Origin of the sequence: Variovorax sp. WS11 (genome assembly GCF_010499245.1) — a bacterium.
Taxonomy (GTDB): domain Bacteria; phylum Pseudomonadota; class Gammaproteobacteria; order Burkholderiales; family Burkholderiaceae_C; genus Variovorax.
This window is the reverse complement of sequence record NZ_JAAGOW010000005.1, coordinates 1,138,246-1,157,499: the sequence shown is the minus strand read 5'-3', so window position 1 is coordinate 1,157,499 and position 19,254 is coordinate 1,138,246. Positions and strand designations below refer to the sequence as shown.

17 protein-coding genes are annotated in these 19,254 nt (G+C 65.9%); 1 reads left to right on the top strand and 16 read right to left on the bottom strand.

The genetic code is table 11. The annotated features are described in order from the left end of the window. Positions 1-304 precede the first annotated feature (304 nt). From GXN78_RS40040 to lpdA, 13 genes are all read right to left on the bottom strand, one after another. A complete protein-coding gene (locus GXN78_RS40040) occupies positions 305-1,324 on the bottom strand; it encodes an NAD(P)-dependent alcohol dehydrogenase (RefSeq protein ID WP_239143097.1) in 1,020 nt (339 codons plus the stop codon). A 608-nt stretch (positions 1,325-1,932) separates the two neighbouring features. Beyond that, positions 1,933-2,901, bottom strand: a complete 969-nt coding sequence (locus GXN78_RS40035) for a tripartite tricarboxylate transporter substrate-binding protein (protein WP_164256385.1) — start codon at positions 2,899-2,901, stop codon at positions 1,933-1,935. 51 nt (positions 2,902-2,952) lie between these two features. Beyond that, complete coding sequence (locus tag GXN78_RS40030) at positions 2,953-4,194, bottom strand: ABC transporter substrate-binding protein (RefSeq protein ID WP_106558030.1); 1,242 nt, start codon at positions 4,192-4,194, stop codon at positions 2,953-2,955. Positions 4,195-4,226: 32 nt separating this feature from the next. Continuing rightward, entirely contained in the window at positions 4,227-4,817 is a 591-nt protein-coding gene (locus tag GXN78_RS40025) for a VOC family protein (protein WP_106558029.1), read from the bottom strand. Positions 4,818-4,821: 4 nt separating this feature from the next. After that, the gene (locus tag GXN78_RS40020) at positions 4,822-5,514 is read right to left on the bottom strand and encodes an ABC transporter ATP-binding protein (protein WP_106558091.1); all 693 of its coding nucleotides are present in this window, start codon (positions 5,512-5,514) and stop codon (positions 4,822-4,824) included. 5 nt (positions 5,515-5,519) lie between these two features. Beyond that, the gene (locus GXN78_RS40015; protein ID WP_106558028.1) at positions 5,520-6,284 is read right to left on the bottom strand and encodes an ABC transporter ATP-binding protein; all 765 of its coding nucleotides are present in this window, start codon (positions 6,282-6,284) and stop codon (positions 5,520-5,522) included. Further along, positions 6,281-7,585, bottom strand: coding sequence for a branched-chain amino acid ABC transporter permease (locus tag GXN78_RS40010; RefSeq protein ID WP_106558027.1), 1,305 nt, complete (start codon positions 7,583-7,585; stop codon positions 6,281-6,283). The genes GXN78_RS40015 and GXN78_RS40010 overlap by 4 nt, the downstream gene beginning before the upstream one ends. 2 nt (positions 7,586-7,587) lie before the next feature. Further along, positions 7,588-8,535 carry a branched-chain amino acid ABC transporter permease gene (locus tag GXN78_RS40005; RefSeq protein WP_106558026.1) on the bottom strand — a complete coding sequence of 316 codons (948 nt, stop codon included), beginning with the start codon at positions 8,533-8,535 and terminating at the stop codon, positions 7,588-7,590. A gap of 205 nt (positions 8,536-8,740) precedes the next feature. Continuing rightward, positions 8,741-9,481, bottom strand: a complete 741-nt coding sequence (locus GXN78_RS40000) for a TetR/AcrR family transcriptional regulator (protein WP_106558025.1) — start codon at positions 9,479-9,481, stop codon at positions 8,741-8,743. Between the two features lie 25 nt (positions 9,482-9,506). Then, on the bottom strand, positions 9,507-10,820 hold the full coding sequence (locus GXN78_RS39995; RefSeq protein WP_106558024.1) for a dihydrolipoamide acetyltransferase family protein: 1,314 nt from the start codon (positions 10,818-10,820) through the stop codon (positions 9,507-9,509). A gap of 9 nt (positions 10,821-10,829) precedes the next feature. Further along, positions 10,830-11,804, bottom strand: coding sequence for a transketolase C-terminal domain-containing protein (locus GXN78_RS39990; protein WP_106558023.1), 975 nt, complete (start codon positions 11,802-11,804; stop codon positions 10,830-10,832). 10 nt (positions 11,805-11,814) lie between these two features. Continuing rightward, the gene (locus tag GXN78_RS39985; RefSeq protein WP_106558022.1) at positions 11,815-12,840 is read right to left on the bottom strand and encodes a thiamine pyrophosphate-dependent dehydrogenase E1 component subunit alpha; all 1,026 of its coding nucleotides are present in this window, start codon (positions 12,838-12,840) and stop codon (positions 11,815-11,817) included. Between the two features lie 40 nt (positions 12,841-12,880). Then, a complete protein-coding gene (gene lpdA / locus GXN78_RS39980; protein ID WP_106558021.1) occupies positions 12,881-14,332 on the bottom strand; it encodes a dihydrolipoyl dehydrogenase in 1,452 nt (483 codons plus the stop codon). A gap of 175 nt (positions 14,333-14,507) precedes the next feature. Between lpdA and GXN78_RS39975 the strand changes: the two genes are divergently transcribed. Continuing rightward, positions 14,508-15,998 (top strand): aldehyde dehydrogenase family protein, encoded by a 1,491-nt coding sequence (locus GXN78_RS39975; RefSeq protein ID WP_106558020.1) that lies wholly within the window; start codon positions 14,508-14,510, stop codon positions 15,996-15,998. Between the two features lie 202 nt (positions 15,999-16,200). Here the strand turns inward: GXN78_RS39975 and GXN78_RS39970 are convergent, their stop codons facing one another. From GXN78_RS39970 to GXN78_RS39960, 3 genes are all read right to left on the bottom strand, one after another. Then, a complete protein-coding gene (locus tag GXN78_RS39970; protein ID WP_164256383.1) occupies positions 16,201-16,347 on the bottom strand; it encodes a hypothetical protein in 147 nt (48 codons plus the stop codon). A gap of 176 nt (positions 16,348-16,523) precedes the next feature. Beyond that, positions 16,524-18,242 carry an FAD-dependent oxidoreductase gene (locus tag GXN78_RS39965; protein WP_106558019.1) on the bottom strand — a complete coding sequence of 573 codons (1,719 nt, stop codon included), beginning with the start codon at positions 18,240-18,242 and terminating at the stop codon, positions 16,524-16,526. 5 nt (positions 18,243-18,247) lie between these two features. Continuing rightward, on the bottom strand, positions 18,248-19,246 hold the full coding sequence (locus GXN78_RS39960; protein WP_106558018.1) for a tripartite tricarboxylate transporter substrate-binding protein: 999 nt from the start codon (positions 19,244-19,246) through the stop codon (positions 18,248-18,250). Positions 19,247-19,254: the final 8 nt, after the last annotated feature.

Here is a 19,254-nt window from a genome sequence, read left to right as displayed (position 1 = left end):
GGCGTCGCCAGGTTCATCGGAATGGTCGGCATTGGCATCCCGAGCTAGACGGCACCCTTTACGCCTTGCTTCGAGGTGGGCTGGCCGCCGCCACATGGCCGCTCTTGGCACGCGCACTAAGCACAGGTATCGTGTTCCCAGGCTTCAACCGCAATGCACAACGCGCACGTCGTGAAAAAATTGTGCGTCAATTAGGCTTGAACGACAGGACGCCCAGTTCCGTTGAGGTCTAGTAGTGCACTTTGTAGAATTGCGCCGCCATGCGGTCGCGGTACGCGGGCTCCTCCGGCGCGCGGTGGCGGCGTCAGGGGTTGATCGAAACCACGATCTTCCCGAAAGCGCCACGATCCAGATGGTCGAAGGCCGCGGGAACGTCCTTCCAGTCGTAGACTCGGTCGATCACCGGCTTCATCCGCGCTTCTTCGATGGCCGAGATCATGCGCTCGAAGGCGCGGCGATGGCCCACCGAGATGCCCTGTATCACGATGCGCCGGAGCATCAGGGGGCTCAGCGGCAGCGCGAGGTCGCCCGCCTCGAGGAAGCCGATCGTCGAGATGCGCGCGCCCATGGCCGCCGCCGCCACGGACTGCTGGTAGTTCCTGCCGCCGAGCGTTTCGAAGATGTGGTCGACGCCCCGCCCCTCGGTCATCTGCATGACCCGCGCCGCCCAGTCCGGGTGTTTGCTCGTGTCGATCACGTCGGTTGCGCCCAGAGCCCTTGCTCGCTCCAGCTTAGCGGCGATTCGCGAGGTGACGATGGCGCGCGCGCCGAACATTCGCGCGAACTGGAGGCCGAACAGTGAGACGCCGCCCGTCCCTTGGAGCAGCACGGATTGCCCCGGTTGCAGGTGGCCGTTGTCGACCAGGGCGAACCATGCGGTCAGCGCGGCAACCGGGAGCGTCGCGGCCTCTTCCATTGACAGCGTGTCAGGCACCTTCACGATGGCGGACTCGGGAACCATCACGTACTCGGCCAATGTGCCCTGCAGCGACCAGCCCAGCGCGCGACCAGTGAGGTGCATGTTGGCGGGCGCCATGCCATCCAGCCAATCGGTGTAGAAGTTGGCGCAGACACGCTCGCCGATCTTCAGCCGCTTCACGTCGGCTCCGAGTTCGACGATCTCCCCGCCCATGTCCGAGCAGGGCGTGAAGGGCCGTGGCGCGCGATCGCCAATGCGTTCGCCCTCAAGCGCCGGTTTGTCGCGGAAGTTGAGTGACGCAGCCCGGACGCGCACGAGCACGTCGTTCGGGCCCGCGCGCGGAACATCGCGTTCGGCGATGCGGAGGTTGTCCCTGCCCCATTCGGCCAGTTGCCAGACCTTCATCTTTTCTCCCACGGTGCTTGCCTTTCTTCATCGACGCGTGGCACGCGTCGGTCCAGCTTGACGCCATTCATCCTGACCAGGCATGCCGCATGCCGAAGTCGCTTCGCATGCTTGCCGACAGCTCTGCGGGCGTGCATGGCGCGGGATCCCGAGCTTGACGAGTGTTGGTGCGACGTTCGGCAGGCACACGACCTGCTCCAATTTCTCGGCCATGAGGTCGAGGATCTCCTTCGACACAGCGGCCGCGAAGTAAATGGCGCAAAACGCCACGGCTTAGAGCGCCCTTGCTCGCTCATCGCCTTCGCGACCTCGGGCGACAGCGTGTCGGATTCGGCGCCTCGCAGCACCACCGCCGGGATGGGGAGCCTGTCCCATTCATCCCAGTAGTTGTCAGGAAACTTGCGCTGGACCATCTCGTTCGCAACCAGCGGGTCGTCGTGCGTATTGAAGTTGCCGTTGGGGACACGGCCCACGGTCGAAGTGGCGGCTCGTGCGCGCGAATCCGTGCGACAGCACCGCGACCGGCGCATCGGGCCCCCCATTCGCTGTAGTGCATCTGGAAGTCGAAGCGCCTCCTCTCGGTTCGCATTGCAGTCTGCTCCATGAGTTCAATCGAGGCGGATACCTGTTTCCTTGATCATCTGGGCCCATTCACGCGTACTGGTGCGAACGATCGCATCGAACTGCTTCGGCGAGCCACCCGCCGGCTCCACGCCAATCGTCTGCCACCGGTCCTTCTCCGCCTGCACAGCGCGCGCGAACTCGCTGGAGAGTCGCTCCAAAACTTCCGGCGGCGTCCCCTTGGGCGCGAACAGCCCGTACCAGGATTCATCGTCCAGCCCGGTCACCCCCTGCTCGCCGAACGTCGGCACGTCGGGGAAGAGCGCCGACCTGGTCTTGCCCGTCATCGCCAGCGCCTTGATCGACGCGCGATGTTGGTCCGCCGTCGACACCGTCATGAAGCCCGCGTCGAGGCGTCCCGCGGCGAGGTCGGGAATCGCCGGCGCCTCGCCCTTGTACGGAACCATCGTCAGCGGGATGCCGGCGCGCCGCGCGAAGATTTCGCCGTAGAAGTGGGTCGGGTTGCCATGCCCGGACGTTGAATACGTGAGCGGCTTGGCCGCCCTCTTGCCAAGCTCGATGAACTCTGCCAGGTTGCGGATGCCCGGCCTGCAGGCGAAGACAACGTTCTTGCTGACTGCGATCTGGGTGACGGCTTGCAGGTCCTTGGCGTCGTACCGCACGCGGCCATCGCTGTAGAGCAGCGGGTTCATCACCAGCGATGGCCACGTGAGCAGCAGCGTGTGGCCGTCGGGCTGCGCGCGCGCGACGAACTCGGTGGCGACCATCGTCACCGCGCCCGGACGGCTGTCGACAATGACGGGCTGGCCCAGGGCATCGCTCACGCGTTTTCCCGCGGTGCGAGCCATGAGGTCGACCGCGCCGCCGGGCGGCGTGGGAATGACGATCGTGATTGGCTTCAAGGGGAAGGCCGCCTGGGCCCGCGCACTCGCGGCGGCGCTTGAGGCGACGGCCATGCCGACCGTATGCAACACGAATTGACGGCGAGTAGTCATGTTCATCTCCTTGGGAAAATCTGTCTGTAGAAGGGGGGTTGCCCCGGCCCGTCAGGGCCTCTTCATGGCGCAGCTCGTCGGCTGCATGGCCACGTAGGGCTCGATCGTCCGCTCGGTCCTCCAGCCGTAGCCGGTGCCCTCTGCGTCGTAGCGAACCTCCTTGCCATCCACCTTGGCCCAATTGGCAAGGAAGAGCGTCTGCTGGATCTGGTGGTCGGCCTTTCGCAATTCGACCTCCCCGTTGAGCGATTGCACCTTCATGCCTTCGAGAAAGCGAGCCACGGTGGCGGCCTGCGTGGATCTGGCCTTGCCGAAGGCCTCGTGCAGCAGCGCGATGACCGAGTACGTCCCCATCTGGATGAAGTCTTCGTTGTATCTGGACTTCATGGACTTGACGACCTCTTCGCCAGGGAAGCCCTTGATGTTGCTGTGGTAGTACGCGAGCAGCTTCACCCGGCCGGCTGCATCCTTGCCGAGCGCGGTCGGCACGCCCTGCGTCTGCGCGAACGCCGTGTAGAACGTGACGTTCAAACCCGCTTCATGGGCCGCCTTCACGAGAAGGTAAAGGTCGGGCCCGAAGTTGAAGGTCACCACCGTGTCCGCGCCGCTCGCCTTGATCTTGGCTGCATACGGAGAAAAGTCCTTCACCTGGCCGATGGGCACCAGTTCGTCGCCGGCGATCTCGGCCGCGGGCTTCCTCCGGCGCAGCTGATCCCTCACGTCGCGCGCGAATTGTTGCCCCGACGAATAGTTCTGGTTGATCAGGTACAGCCTCCTGGCGTTGCCATCGGCCGCGACGGCTGCACTGATGGCCTCGCTCTTCATCGTCACGTTGGCGTCGACGGTGTAGAGCCAGTAGCTGCACTTCTGGTTGGTGAGCGTAGGATCGGCCGCCCCGGTGAAAAGGATCACTTCACGGCCCGGGTTGCGCTCGTTGTGCTTGTTGATCGCGTCGATCAGCGCCGCGGCCACGCCGGAGCCCGAGGTGCTCTGGTAGACGTACCGGATGCCTTGGTCAATGGCGGTCTTCAGGAGCTGCAGCGAATCCTGCGAGCTGCCCTTGTTGTCGAAGGACACGATCTCCAGCGTGTGGGGTGAGCCAGGGTGCGTCGCCTTGTGATAGTCGGCACCGGCGCGCAGGCTGCGCACGCCGTTCTCGCCGATGGCACCGAAGGGGCCGGACAGCATGTCGATGACGGCGATGCGGACGGTCTCCGCGAAGCTGGAAGAAGCTGCAAGGGCTGCCCAAGTGACGACGGCTGCGCGAAGCATGGATGTGAGCGGGCTGGCCATCGGACGTCTCCAGGAGAGCTATGCTTGAAGAATCAGGAACGCGCAAACAACGCGGGAGAAACGGCAAGGACCTCGTCCGACGGAAACTGCGCAAGGCGCACCGGATCGAGCCCGTTCCAGTCACGCGATGCGTCCTTGATGCCCTTGAAGAAAGCCTGCGTCGAAGGCCGGCCTTCGCCGATCTCCACAATCAGGCCGCGCGGATCGCTCGGCCTGAAATAGCCAAAGCGGCCTGCGTTGCGCACTCGCCCTTCCGAGCAGCAGGTAAGGCCCGCGCTCTCCAGGCTCGCGCGCCCCGCCTCGTAGCCCGCGGCGCGGATGCAAACGTGGTGGAAGCCTGGCCCGTTCGCGCGGAGGTGGCTCAGGTAGAGCGATGGCGCGTCGTTGTGCTGGGCGACGAGTTCGACTTGGACCTCGCCGGAATAGGCGAGCGCGATCGTGAGGTCCGGTGTACTCGGCTTGCCTTCGAAGCTGTAGTGCTCCAGCGGCACGTGGTCGATCCGGAAGAACGGACCAATCCTGAGCACCGTGGTCCAGTGGCGCAGGGCTTCGTCCAGGTCGTCCACCACGTACGCAGTCTGGAAGATCGGGCCATGGGGAATGAAAGTCGGGTTGTCAGGCATGTCTCTAGACCTCCAGCCACTCTTTGCGGATATCGGGCGCGCCACGCAACTGCGACGCGTTGCCCTCGAACACGACCTGGCCGTGCCCCATCACATAGAGCCGAAGGGACACCTCCAGGGCGATGGTCAGCTTCTGTTCCACGAGCAGCACGGTGACTCCGCGCGCCTGCAGCGACTCCAGGAAACGCGCGATCTGTTCGACGATCTTGGGCGCCAGTCCTTCGGTGGGCTCGTCGATCATCACGAGTGCCGGGTTGCCCATCAGGGTACGGCACAGCGTCAGCATCTGCTGTTCTCCGCCGGACAGCACGCCGGCCTGCGTCGACTTGCGCTCGTGCAGCCGGGGAAATAGCGCATACATGTCATCGAACGACCAGTTCGATCCCTGGCCGGGCTTGGCGCCGAGCCGCAGGTTCTGTTCGACAGTGAGGGTCGGGTAGATGTCGCGGCTTTCGGGCACATAGCCGACACCCAGCCTGGCAACCTCGAAGGTTCGGCGCCCCAGGAGTTCCTCGTCCCGGAACCGCACCGAGCCCGCTGCCTGGACCAGCGCCATGACCGCCTTCAGCGTCGTGGATCGACCCGAGCCGTTGCGCCCGAGCAGGCTCACGATCTCGCCCTCGTTCACGGCGAAGTCGACGCCGTGCAGCACGTGGCTCTTGCCGTAGTACGCGTGCAGGCCTTGCACCGACAGCATCGCGCTCACGAAGCCACCTCTTCCGCCGCTGCCCCGAGATACGCTTCCTGCACCAACGGATTTGCCCGCACGCGATCGGGCGCGTCGCAGGCAATCACTTGCCCATGGACCACGACGGCCACGTGGTCTGCCAGGCCGAACACGACGCCCATGTCGTGCTCGACCATCAAAAGCGTCTTGCCGGCCGTGAGCCGGCGGATCAGCGACACCGCGGCATCCGACTCCGAGCGGCTCATCCCGGCCGTGGGTTCGTCCAGAAGAATGACGTCGGCATCACCGCTCACTGCGATGCCGATCTCGAGTGCCCGCTGCTCCGCATACGGCAGCAGTCCCGCAGGCGTATCGCGGCGCGCGGTGAGACCCGTCATCTCCATCAGGCGCTCGGCCCGCTCGTTCGCGTCGGACATGCCCCTGACCTGGCGCCAGAAGGAATAGCGGTAACCCAACGCCCAGAGCGCCGCGCAGCGGAGGTTCTCGAAAACGCTCAGGCGATGGAACAGGTTGCTGATCTGGAAGCTGCGTGACAGACCGCGGCGGCTGACCTCGAACGCCCGCAGGCCGCGGATGCTGCGGCCGTGCAGCAGGATGTCGCCGCTCGTGAACGGCTGGCGGCCGGACATGAGGTTGAAGAGCGTCGTCTTGCCAGCGCCGTTCGGTCCGATGACGGCCATGCGTTCGCCGGGCGCGACGGCAAGCGATGCGCCACGCACGATCTCGGTCTTGCCGAAGCGCTTCCAGACGTCGCGCAGCTCGATCGCCGATGTCGTCATGCCTCCCCCTCCTTGCCACGAGGGCCCGAAGTGGCAAGTGCCTGCTCCGAGAGCTTGGCGAGTCTCGGCCTCATCCACCGGAGCAACACGGCCGAGCCACACAGCAACAGCACCGCGACGAGCCATGCCATGGCCCTCTCCGCGCCCGAGGCCAGGGCGAGCCACTTCGCCATCGCGCCTTCCTGCGATCGGAAGACCTGCGCGTAGAGTATTTCGACGATCGCGCCGGCGCCGGCGACGAACATCGCGATGGCGGCCAGCGTCGCCCCCATCCAGCGCAGCGTTCGCTTCCTCGTCGGGGCTGGGCGCACCATGTACCAGCAGTCCCTGGCCAGTCCGGTCAGGCCTTCGGGCGCGTACATCACGAAAGCGATGAAGAACGCACCCAGGTAAAGCTGCCAGGCCCGCGTGACCTCGGACAGCTGGAGCACCAGCGCATTGCCGAAGACGGCACCGACGATCGGCCCGACGAAGCTGCCGGTCCCGCCCATGTAGGTGAAGAGCAGCGCGTCTCCCGAGCGCCAGGTGCTCACGCTCTCGCCGGTGACGATTTCCAGGTTGATGGCGGCCAGCCCGCCGCTCACGCCGGCGAAGAACGCGGAGACGATGAATACCAAGTAGCGTACGCGCCGCGGGTCGTAGCCGATGAACTCGGCGCGCTCAGGGTTGTCGCGCGCCGCATTGAGAATCCGGCCGAGCGGGGTCTGCACGAACAGTCGCGTCAGCCATGTGCACAAAACCAGCCACGCGGCGATCAGGTAGTAGACCTGGATCTGCGGGCCGAAGGTGAGCCCCAGCATCGCGGGCCCATAGGTCCGGTTGGTTGTGATGCCGCCTTCCCCGCCGAAGACTTGCGGCAGCATCTGCACGAGCGTGTAGACCAGTTCGCCGATGCCCAGCGTCATCATCGCGAGGCCCGTGCCCGAACGCTTGGTGGCCACGTAGCCGAGCACGATTCCGAAGACGGCGCCGGCCACGCCGCCGACCAGCGGGACCAGCGGCACCGGCAGCACCATGGCGCCCGCGGCCGCAATGTTCATGGCATACACCGAACAGAAAGCGCCCAGCCCCGAATACACGGCGTGGCCGAACGACAGCATGCCGCCCTCGCCCAGCAGCAGGTTGTAGGAAAGGCAGAAGACCGCGAGCGTGCCCGTGAGGCAAAGGAACGAAAGCCATGCGCTGCCGCTACCCGCATGCGGCAGCGCCAGCAGGCTGGCCGCCAACACCGCCCACCCAGCCCACCTCACGCGCGCCGTGGAAGGCTTGTCGCGCCGCTTGATCGAATGCGTGAGTTCCATGCTCAGGCTTCCCGTGTGCCCATGAGTCCCCGGGGCCTGAAGAACATCATCAGGACGAGCAACGCGTAGGGCAGGATGGGCGCGATACGCGCGACGGTCGTGTTCAGCAAGGTGTGCGAGAGGGACGCCGTGTCGGCAGACGACGGGGTAACAGCGAACAGGGAAGCGATCGAGACATCGGCCGAGACCGCGAAGGTCTGGGTGATGCCGATCAGCAGTGACGCGGCCAGGGCTCCAACCAGCGAGCCGAGCCCGCCCACGATGACGATCACGAAGATGATGCTGCCCACGGCCCCGGCCATGGCGGGCTCCGTCACGAAGGCATTGCCGCCAATGACGCCCGCGAGGCCGGCAAGCGCCGAGCCGCCGCCGAAGACGAGCGTGAACACGCGCGGTACGTCATGGCCGAGCGCCTCCACGGACTCCGGGTGCGTGAGGGCGGCTTGCACCACCAGGCCAAGGCGCGAATATCTCAGCGCGGCATACGTCGCGGCCAGCATGAACAGCGAGACGCCCATCATGAATGCGCGGTACGCGGGGATGGGGGTCGTGAAGATCGTGAAGGCGGGGCCCTGGAGGAAATCGGGAATCCGGTACGGAACGGCGGTGCGGCCCCAGACGATCTGGACGATCTCGACGACTGCGTAGGCCAGGCCGAACGTAAACATCAACTCGGCAACGTGTCCATGGCGATGGACGAAGCGCAGCCCATAGCGCTCCACGGCCGCGCCGATCAGGCCGACGACGATGGGCGCAGCGACGAGCGCGGGCACAAAGCCCACCCAGTTGCCGATCGAATAGCCGAAGTAGGCGCCCAGCATGTAGAAGCTGGCGTGGGCGAAATTGAGGATGCCCATCATGCTGAAGATGAGCGTCAGGCCCGACGACAACATGAACAGCAGCAGCCCGTAGCTGAGGCCGTTGAGCAGCGTGACGCAGAAGAATTCCATGGCGGCAGGCTTCTAGTGATCGGAGGACCTGGAGAAGGCGGAGGAAAGGACCGAATCAAGTAAGCTTACTTAAACACAGCCGGCTGCGTATTGGTACTAACCTTGATGGGTCGGACACTGCTGATTCGGGATGAAGGCGCGATGCACGGCGCCGAAGAACCGCGCCGTATTTACGGCGCGCATCGGGAAAAAACTCAGGGTGCGATCAGCTCGCGCGGCCGCCGGCCATCTCGTCGCGCCAGCGCTTCGTGTCGAATCCCGGCCTGCCCTTCTCCGTGCTGCCCAGGCCGCCCGACACATAGTCGGCATAAGAGAGCATGAGCTCAAAGAGGAGGTCGGGATCGGGCGGAACGCTCACCTCTTCCCACCGGTCCAGGATGGCTAGCCCCGTGACGGTGGCCATGAAACAGTGGCTGAGGTGGAACCGGAGCTGCCCCTCTTCCTTGTCGGGACGCAGCGCGACCAGCAGGGCCGAGAAACGCTTGAACTCCGCGGACAGAACGGTCTGGTAGAAGCCGCGGCCCCGGGTCGGGCTGTCGAAGGCCAGGCGCGCGAGGGCCTTGACGGCCGTGGGCCCGTCGGGGCCCGACACGTACAGTGCGAAGAACGGGGCCGTGATCGCCAGGCCCACTTCGTAGACCGTGCCGTGGCTTTCGCCCGCCTCCAGTTCATCGAGGAGCCGTTCGTAAGAGGCCTTGATGAAGCCGAGGATCTCCCCATGCACCGCCTCGATCAGGCCTTCCTTGCCGTCGAAGTGGTAGTTGATGGCCGACTTGTTCCGGTTCTGCGCTGCCATCGCGATTTCGGTCATAGGAACCGACGTGCCGCGCTCGGCGAAGAAGCGCATCGCGGCCTGGATCAGGCGGTCGCGCGGAGAGGCGTTCTCGGCGCTGGGAAGGTCAACGGTGGGGGACATCGAAGCTGGCATCGGATCGGGATGCGTCATTCTGCTCGATCCTCGCACCCCGTTCCTAGAGCATCAGCAGCTCCGGGTGAGACAGCAGGCGGCCGATCTTGTTCGTCAATTCGGAGGCGGGACCACCGTCGAGGACACGATGGTCAAACGTGACGCAGCACGGCAGCACAGTGCCCGCGACAACGCGTCCCTCGACGTCGAGCACGGGCTTCTCCACAAAGCAGCCGGGGCTGAACGCCACCGCCTGCGGCAGAGTCAGCAACGGTGTCCCGACCAGCCCGTAGGGCGAGCGATAGCGGTCAAGGCTCGATAGCGTGACCGTCGCACCGGCCAGATCGCCGGCCTTCAGAGACCCTTCGCGTGCGCGCTGCACCAGGTCGCGCACCTCCGTGTCGATCTCCTTGAGTCCTTTTCGCTGGGCGCCGCGGACCACCGGGACGACCAGGCCGGACTCGTGCTCGCTCGCGCCCGGCACCGCCACGGCCAGGCCCACGTTGACATCGTCCCAAAGGACGATCTCGCCGTCCTCGTACGACGCGTTCGCCGCCGGCACGTCGGTGCAGGCGAGCGCGAGCACACGGATGTAGAACGCGGTCAGCGCAATCCGCGTGGCGTTCGGGGGGTCGGAGTTCCTGAGCCTCGCATGGACGCGTTTGAGTTCGCCCGCATTGATCTCGAAGATGAGGTGCGCGTGAGGCGCGGTGGCCTTCGAGGCGCTCATGCGGCTCGCGATCGTGCGGCGCATGGCGGTGAGTGGGACGCGCGCCTTGACGGTGCGAATGTCCTCGTGCTGGGGAGGCTTGCTGGGTGTCACGGTCGCAGCAATCAGCTCGCGCTCTTGAGGTTCTGCGGGCGGTTCGGCGCGGGGCGCGCCGTGCCCGTTCAGTCGCTTCGAGATGGCCGCTTCGACATCCGCCTTCTCGATGCGGCCACCGGGGCCGGCCCCAGTTACGAGGCTCAGGTCGACGCCATGTTCGGCGGCGATCTTCCGCGCCAGCCCCGACGCGCGCACGCGCAGAAGGGCCGTTTGGCCACTGGCGGGCTCCGGCTCCGGCGCGGCATGGGCGGCCTCGGCCGGTGGCTTGCCACCGGTAGCCTGCGCTCGGGAAGGTTGCGTGTGCGCTAGTTCCTCGGCGCTATCCGCGATCTGCGCGATCACTGTTTCGGTCGGCACGGTCGCGCCCACCTCGGTGACCATACCGAGCACGCCGCTGAACGGCGCTTCCAGCTCGAGGACCACCTTCTCCGTCTCGATACTGACCAGTGGCTCGCCTGCCTTCACGGCACCGCCGGCCGCGACCAGCCATTCGACCACCGTCCCTTGCGACATGCCCATCGTGAGCTGGGGCAACATTACGTCTCGGATCATTGGCGGCTCCTAGCGGCACATCGCACGGACGGCGGCTTCGATCCGTTCGGGCGTGATGACGATATTGCCTTCGGCGTAGCCCCCCGGGATCGGCATCTGCGGCAGGCACAACCGCCGGACGGGCGCGTCCAGGAAGTCGTAGGCATGCTCCGTTACCTGCGCGGCCACGTCGGCCGCGAACCCGGCACGTTCGAAGTCTTCGTCGACGACGAGCAGCCGCGAGGTCTTCTGCACCGAGCCGAGCACCGTCTTCAGGTCAAAGGGCGCGAAGCTGCGCGGGTCCACGACCTCGACGCTGATCTCGCCCGCAAGGTGTTCGGCCGCCTGAAGCGCGTGGTGCGTCTGCATGCCCGCGGCCAGCACCGTCACATCGACCCCCTCGCGCTTCACGTCGGCGGCGCCGAGCGGCACGACGTAGTCCTCGTCGGGCACTGGTCCCTTGTTCATCATCAACCCCGTGTTCCACAGAAAATACACGGGGTTGTTGTCGCGGATGGCCGCCTTCATCAAGCCCTTGGCGTCGTAGGGGGTCGAGGGCATGCAGACCTTGACGCCCGGATGGTGAATAAGCATGCCAGTCGGCAGCACGGAATGGTCTTCGCCCAACCTGCGCCCCGTGCCGCACGTCGCGATGAAGACCATGGGCAGCGGCAGCTGGCTGCCATGGAGTAAGTAGTACTGCCCCGAAGCCAGGCAGATCTCGGAGGCCGCGTAGTACGAGAACCCGCCGAACATGAAGTCCGCGATCGGCCGCAGCCCCTCTTGCGCGGCGCCCATCGCCCAGAGCGCAAGCGTGGATTCGACGATGGGGGTATCCATCACGCGCGCGGCGCCGAACAGTTCGCACAGGCCCTTGCTATGCGGAAAGGTCGGCGCCTGGATGCTGGTGCCCGCCATCACCACGTTCGGGTCTCGAGTCATTTCCTCGACATAGGCCTCCCGGATCGCTTCGCTGAAAGTCAGTTCTCTCGTTGCATTGCTCATGATTTCTTTCTCAGTCCGCATAGACGGCACTTTGCATTTCCTCGACGCTTGGCGTGGCCCTGGGGCTTGAATCCGCGAATGCCTCCGCGCGCATGACTTCGTCTTCCGCTGCCGCATGGACATCCTCGATCTCGGACTCCGTCATCACGCCATCGGCAAGGAGCTGCGCCCTTGCGAGCACGAGGGGATCCCGGGTGTCGCGCCACTCCTTCATCAATTGGGGGCTCCGGGCACGGACGCCTTCGTTGTTCACGGACCCGACGCTGTGTGAGCCGGCCCGCAGCACCTTGCACTCGACCAGGATCGGGCCATTGCCCGCGCGCACATGGGCCAGGGCCGCGAGCGCGGCCTCGCCGCAGGCAAACAGGTCCTGCCCATCGACGATCCGCGAAGGGATGCCAAAGGTCGTGGCCAGGTCGGCGATGTTCGCCATCGGATGCAGGTCGTCGGAGCTCGAGTGCTGCACCATGCCGTTGTTCTCGCACCAGAACACGACGGGCAGCCGGTGCTGCGCCGCCAGCAGGAGGCCCTCATGCGAGCGACCGTTCGTGAATGCGCCGTCACCCGAGCAGCACATCACGATCTGGCCGGATTTCTTGTGGAGCGCCGCGTAACCCCAGCCTACGGAAAGGCCGAAGCCGGCGCCGAGGTTGCCCGTGAAGCCAAAGACGTGCTGCTGCGGAAACGACCAGTGGTACGTGGACCGGCCCTTGCAACAACCGGCTTCGCGGCCCATGTGCTCGGCGACGTAGGGCTGCACGTCGATCTCCTTGGACAGCAGGTGGCCGACACCATGGCCTCGGTAGTGCGGCCAGAGCACGTCCTGCTGCGTCAGGAATGAACCCGCGGCCACGCCGGGGGCCAGAGCGATACCCCCTTCGTGGTAGAAGCCGACGAGCTTGCCGGCCTGCAGCAGCCGCAGGAACAGGCGGTCGTACGCCATCGCGCGAGTGAGGTTGGCGTGCAGCTTCTTCATCTGTGCTGAAGACAGGCTGGACATCAGATGCGTTGCGATGTTGGTTGCTTCTGTGGTCATGGTGTCGATGCGTTGTCTTGAAGATTCGAATCTGGAGTTGTCAAGCCAGCCGCGCCAGGCCCCTGGCGGCTGTCCGCCCCAGGACCAGGTCGGTGATCGTCCGGGTTGCCATGGAAGCGGCCTGCCCCAACGTTTCCGACAGAGTTGGATGCGGGTGAATGGCCGAACATAGGTCGACGTCGAGCGCGCCCATTTCGATCGCGAGCACGGCCTCGGCGATGAGTTCCCCTGCGCCACTGCCAACGATCGCGGCCCCGACCAGCCGGCGCGTGTCCTGCTCAAACAGCAGCTTCGTCATTCCTTCGGGCGTGCCCATCGCTAATGCCTTGCCGCTCGCGCGCCAAGGGAAGACGACGGGATCCACGGCTCTTCCGCCGGCCTTCGCTTTGCGTTCCGTGATTCCAGTCCACGCCACCTCCGGCTCGCAATAGCAAACGCTAGGGATCGACGCCGGCTCGAAGGTCGACGCCTGGCCCGCGATGGCCTCCGCAGCCACCACGCCCTGGTGTGAAGCCTTGTGCGCCAGCATCGGCCCCTCGACGATGTCGCCGATGGCATACAAGTTGGCGGCCGTTGTCCGCATATGCTCGTCCACGTGCAGGTAGCCCGAGGCGTCGAGGCTCAACCCGGCTTTTTCGAGTTGGAGCGAGCGACAATCCGGGCGTCGTCCGATGGCCACGAGCACGCGGTCATATGCTTCGATCGCGGGCCCGTCCGCGCCGTCGAAGTGCACTTCCATCGCCGCCTCGGTAGCACGCATGGAGGCCACCTTGGTATCGAGGCGGACATCCTTCAGCGTCGGGGACAGCGCCGCGCGAAGTGCGCGCGCGACATCCGTGTCGACCTCCGGAAGGAACTGCGCCCCCGCTTCCACGAGCGTCACTTCGGAGCCGAACGCCGAATAGATTGTCGCCATCTCGAGGCCGATCACGCCGGCGCCGACGATGAGAAGGCGCTCCGGGATGACGGTCAGTTCCAATGCCGATGTGGAATCCATGACCCGCGGATCCTCGAAGGAGGCGCTGGGCAGGCGCGCCGGCGCGGAACCGGTGGCGATCACCACATCGGCGAAGCGGATGCGCCGTGCACCTTGCGCGGTGTCCACGATCGCGGAGAGATTCGATTCGAACCTCGCGCTGCCCTCCATCACCGCCACGCCGCGGGCCTTCGCGAGTTGCCCCAGTCCGCCCGTGAGCTGCGCAACTACTTCGGCCTTGTGCGCGCGCAGCGCTGCCAAATTCAATTGCCGGGGATCGACGTGCAAGCCCGGCACCGCGGCCGCCGACCGCAGCGTCTTCGCCGTATGCAGGAGCGTCTTGGAGGGGATGCACCCTTCGTTCAGGCAGACGCCTCCCAACTCCGCTCGCCGGTCGACCAGAGCCACCCGCTTTCCCAGGTCCGCGGCCCGGAAGGCGGCCGCGCAACCCCCGGGCCCGGCGCCGATTACGAGAACATCGACTACGAACTCTTGATGGTTCAAAGGTAGGGTCACTGGATGGTTCAACCTTGCTGTTTTCGATCTAAGTAAGCATACTTAGACAGTTGCAGACGCGCCCATCGGGGTTTCCCTGATAGGGAGTACGGGGCCTCTGCGAGCGCGGGCCTTACCGCCTGCAAGCCGGGTCCAGAAGCCATCCGATGCTCATCCAACCAGAGAGAAACCACACATGAATGCACCCATCGAATCCTTCCAGCTCCCCGCGTTCCTTCGTGGCGGGCCCAAGCTCCTGCTCATCGACGGCAAGCACGTTGCCGCCCAATCGGGGCGGACGTTCACCACCATCAATCCTTCGAACGGCCAGGTGCTCGCCGAGGTGGCGGAAGCGGCCGAGGCGGATGTCGACCTTGCCGTGGCTGCCGCGCGGCGCGCGTTCGAAGGCCCGTGGAGCAAGTTCAAGCCGTTGGACCGGCAGGCGGTGCTGCTGAAGCTGGCTGACCTGGTGGACGCGCACTACGACGAGCTGTCGCTCATCGACACGCTTGACATGGGCGGTCCGATCCGAGCGACCCGGGCCAAGCGACGCAGGGCAGTCGCCTTGCTGCGCTACTACGCCGGCCTTGCAACCTCCACGCATGGCCACACGATCGAGAACTCCGAGGCCGGCGAAATCTTTTCCTACACGCTCAAGGAGCCGGTGGGCGTGGTGGCTGCGATCAACTCTTGGAACGGTCCGCTGGGCTTGGCCATCTGGAAGATCGCGCCCGCCCTCGCGGCGGGGTGCACGGTCGTCCTCAAGCCGGCGGAGCAGGCCCCGCTCTCACCGCTCCGCCTCGGCGAGCTGTGCCTCGAGGCGGGCATCCCGCGCGGTGTCGTCAACGTGGTTCCTGGTGCGCCCGCGGCCGGCGCCGCGCTGGCCGCGCACCCGGGGGTGGACAAGGTCGCCTTCACCGGATCCACCGAGGTGGGCCAGCACATCGTGCGGGCTTCGGCGGGCAACCTGAAGCGCGTGTCCATCGAGCTCGGTGGCAAGTCACCCAACATCGTGTTCGCCGACGCAGACCTGGATGCCGCCGTGCCCGGTTCGGCGATGGCCGTGTTCGCGAACTCCGGCCAGATCTGCAGCGCTGGCACGCGCCTGTTCATCGAGCGAAAGATCCACGACGAATTCCTGGAGCGCCTAGTCGCGTTCGCGCGCGGCCTGAAGGTCGGCGATCCGCTCGATCCGCAGACACAGTTGGGTCCTTTGGTGACGCGCGCGCAGCTCGATCGTGTCCGCGGCTACCTGGAAGCCGGAAAGTCCCAGGGCGCCCGCCTGATGACCGGCGGTGGGGGCATATCAGATGCCGCGCTGGCCGAGGGCTACTTCGTCGCGCCGACGGTGTTCTCCGATGTCCGGCCGGACATGAAGATCGCGTCCGAGGAAATCTTCGGGCCGGTGATCTCCGCCATGCCGTTCGATACCGTCGATGAAGTCATCCGAATGGGAAACGACACCCCGTACGGCCTGGGCAGCGGCGTGTGGACGAAAGATGTCGACAAGGTGCACAAGGTATCGCGCGGCTTGAAGGCCGGCTCGGTCTGGGTCAACTGCTACCAGGCAATGGATGCCGCGGTTCCCTTCGGCGGATACAAGCTGAGCGGCTACGGGCGCGAGTCCGGAACCGAACACATGGAAGAGTTTCTGCAGACGAAGGCGGTGTGGATCAAGGCAGGTTGAGCGGGACACTCGGTCGGACCGCAAGGGCTCAGACGAGGGTGCGCGCCTCCACCAGAGTCGTCGATCTTCTCCGACGCGAGCCCCCAGCCCGCCAACGAGGCATGCGCATCGAACCAAAGGCTGCCCAAGACCATTACCAGCACCGCCGCATGGAGGAATGCCCCGTGCCACCGAAGGGCGATCACGCCGCCCTGCCCCCCGTTCACTCCAGCCACTCGACGACGCTCTCCACCTCTGGACGGGCGCGCGTGGTGGTGCGGGACTTGTTCGGCGGATGCGAAGGATCCTCGAAGCCGCAACGGATGCCGCACACCACCAGCCTGTCAGTGGTGCAGGCTGAGTTGCTCACGAACGGTGTCCGGCCACGACGAGAGCGCGGCCTGGGCAATCGTCGCCACGCCGAGACTGCGCGCAGCCAACATGAAGTTGCCGACCTAGCCGCCGCAGTCGATCGCGCCGTAGGCGCCGAACACCGCCTCCGTGGTGACGATCCCGGCATGCGGGTTGCCGCTGAGCCGCGGGCACTCAAGCGACATGGCGGTCTTCCTTGCGAGCGCGCGCGGCCTGCGCGATGTGGCGTCCCGTTAGCCAGCCGAACGTCATGTTCGGGCCAAGTGTGATGCCGGCGCCCGGATAGTTGCCGCCCATCACGCTGGCCCGGTCGTTGCCGACGGCGTACAGGCCCTGGACGGCACGGCCGGCGGCGTCGAGCACCTGGCCCTCCACGGTCGTGCGCAAGCCATCGAACGTACCGAGGTCACCCATGTAAAGGCGCAGCGCATAAAAGGGACCCTTTACGAGCGGAGCCACACACGGGTTGGGGTGCTGCTCCGGATCGGCGAGGTAGCGGTTGAATGCGGTGCGGCCTCGATCGAATTGCGGATCCTCGCCACGCATCGCAGCGGCGTTGTACTCGCGCACGGTCCGTTCGAGGCCCTCCGCGTCGATGCCAGCGTTCCGCGCGAGTTCCGCGATCGTGTTCCCTCGCTGCAGATAGCCACTGCGCACGTACGGGCCTACCGGAACGGGCGCCGGCTTGGCATACCCCAGGCCATAGCGCGAGAGCGCACGCTGGTCGCACACGAGCCACATCGCGGCTTCGGAGCGATCCTGTGCATCCTCGATCATGGCAGATCCGACATCGTGGTACGACCGCGATTCGTTGCAGAATCGTCGGCCGCTGCGGTTGACCCCGATAACGCCGGGCTTGTACCGGTCCAGCAGGTGGGGGAATACGCCGTAGCCGCCATTGCCGTTGGGTACCTTCGACACCGGCATCCAGGCCGCGGGTGCGGCAAGCCGGGCCTCGAACTTCGCGCCAGCCGACTCCGCGAGGCGAATGCCGTCGCCGGTATTCGCGGCCGGCACGGGCGACACGTGCTCGCCGCCGCGCCGCAAGTGCGGGTAGGCCATTGCCGTGCGTTCCGCGTCATGCGGGAATCCGCCGCAGGCCAGCACAACACCATGCCGCGCATGAATCTCCATTGGCGTGCCATCACGCTCGACCACGGCGCCGCTGACGACGCCTTGATTCGTCAGCAGTTGCTTGACTGGAGATGAGGTCCAGATCGGCACGCGCGCGTCGAACGCCGCCTTCGCGAGGCGTGCTGCCAGCGCATTGCCGCTGGTGACCTGCACCGCGCGTCGGTAGACGAGCAGGTCCTTCAGGTGCCCGACAAGGCGCTTCGTCACATAGGCAAAGGAGGTGAGGGAGCGCGTGACGTTAAAGAAATGCTTCAAGTCCGCGTTCGAGGAATTGAACATCATTCCCATGAACGTGATGGTAGCGAGCGGGGGGCGCAATCGGTCCATATCGGCCCCCAGCGCGCGGATGTCGAACGGCTTGGCGAGGATGGAGCGGCCGACTGCCGCGCCGCCTGGCGCCTCGCAGTGGTAGTCCGGATAGAGCGTCGGAACGAACTGCACGCAGGTTTCGCGCTCGAACCACTCGACCATGCGCGGCCCGTGTTCGAGGAAGGCATCTACGTGCACGGCATCGAAGTGCGCCCCCGTCTCATGCACGAGGTAGCGACGCGCGGCGGCGCGCGTGTCATGCTGCGCAGCCGGGCACAGTGGGTTGCCCGGAATCCACAGCACGCCTCCGCTGAAGGCGGTGGTGCCGCCGAACACGGGCGCCTTCTCCACCACCAGCACGTCGAGCCCTTCCTTGGCCGAGGCAATGGCCGCCGACAGGCCGCCCGCGCCGGCACCTGCGACGAGCACATCGCATTCGAGGCGGTTCATAGGTTTCAGCTCTCGCCGCGAATGCCGCGCTCGCGGATCAGTGTTTTCCAGACATCGACTTCGCTGGCCAACGACTTGGCGAACTGGGAAGGCGCGGCATGCGTCGCGCTGTAGCTCATGCGGGCGAACCTCGCTTCCATCTCCGGTACCTTCAGCGCATCCACGATCGCGTCGTGCACCTTGGCGACGATCGCATCCGGCGTCTTGGCCGGCGCCAGGATGCCCTGCCAGAAGTCGGCGCGGTAGCCGGGCACAGAGGCCCCGATGGGAATGCCACCGGGAATCAGCGCGGAGGGCTGCTCCGAGCCGATGCCAAGAAGGCGAATCTTGCCTGCCTGGAGGTGCGCGAGCAGTGCGTCCGATGCGCTGGTAAAGCCGATCGGCGACTCGCCGGCCAGCACCGCCGCGATCGTAGGTGCCTGGCCGCGGTAGGGGACGTGCACGAATTTCAGGTTAGTCACCTTGGCGAACTGTTCGGCGGCGAGGTGCCCGATGGAGCCGACCCCGGCCGAGGCATAGGCCACGCCCTGCGGCTCGGTCCGCGCCCAGTCGATGAACTTCCTTACGTCGGCGGCCGGCACCGAAGAATGTGCGACCAGCACGATCGGCGCCGTGGCGATCGTCGTGACGGGCGTGAAGTCCTTGATCGGGTCGTAGCCGGCTTCCTTCTGCAGCAATGGGACGATGATGCTGGGGCCATTGTTGCTTACCAGGAACGTGTAGCCGTCCGGCGCGGCGCGCGCCACTTCGCGGGCGCCAATGGCTCCGGCGGCGCCCGACCTGTTGTCGACGATGACTGGTTGGCCGAGCGACTTCGAGAGCGGGTCCTGCAGTGCCCGGATGAGCAAGTCCGTGCCGCCGCCTGCGGCGTAGGGAACGATGAACTTGATGGGGCGGCTGGGGTAGGCCTGTGCAAACGCCGGAATAGCGGCGCTGGCGGCCAAGCTTGCGCCGAGGCCGAGCACAGTGCGGCGGCGCAGTGCGGTGGCAAGAGGGTGAGGCATTGGGGTGT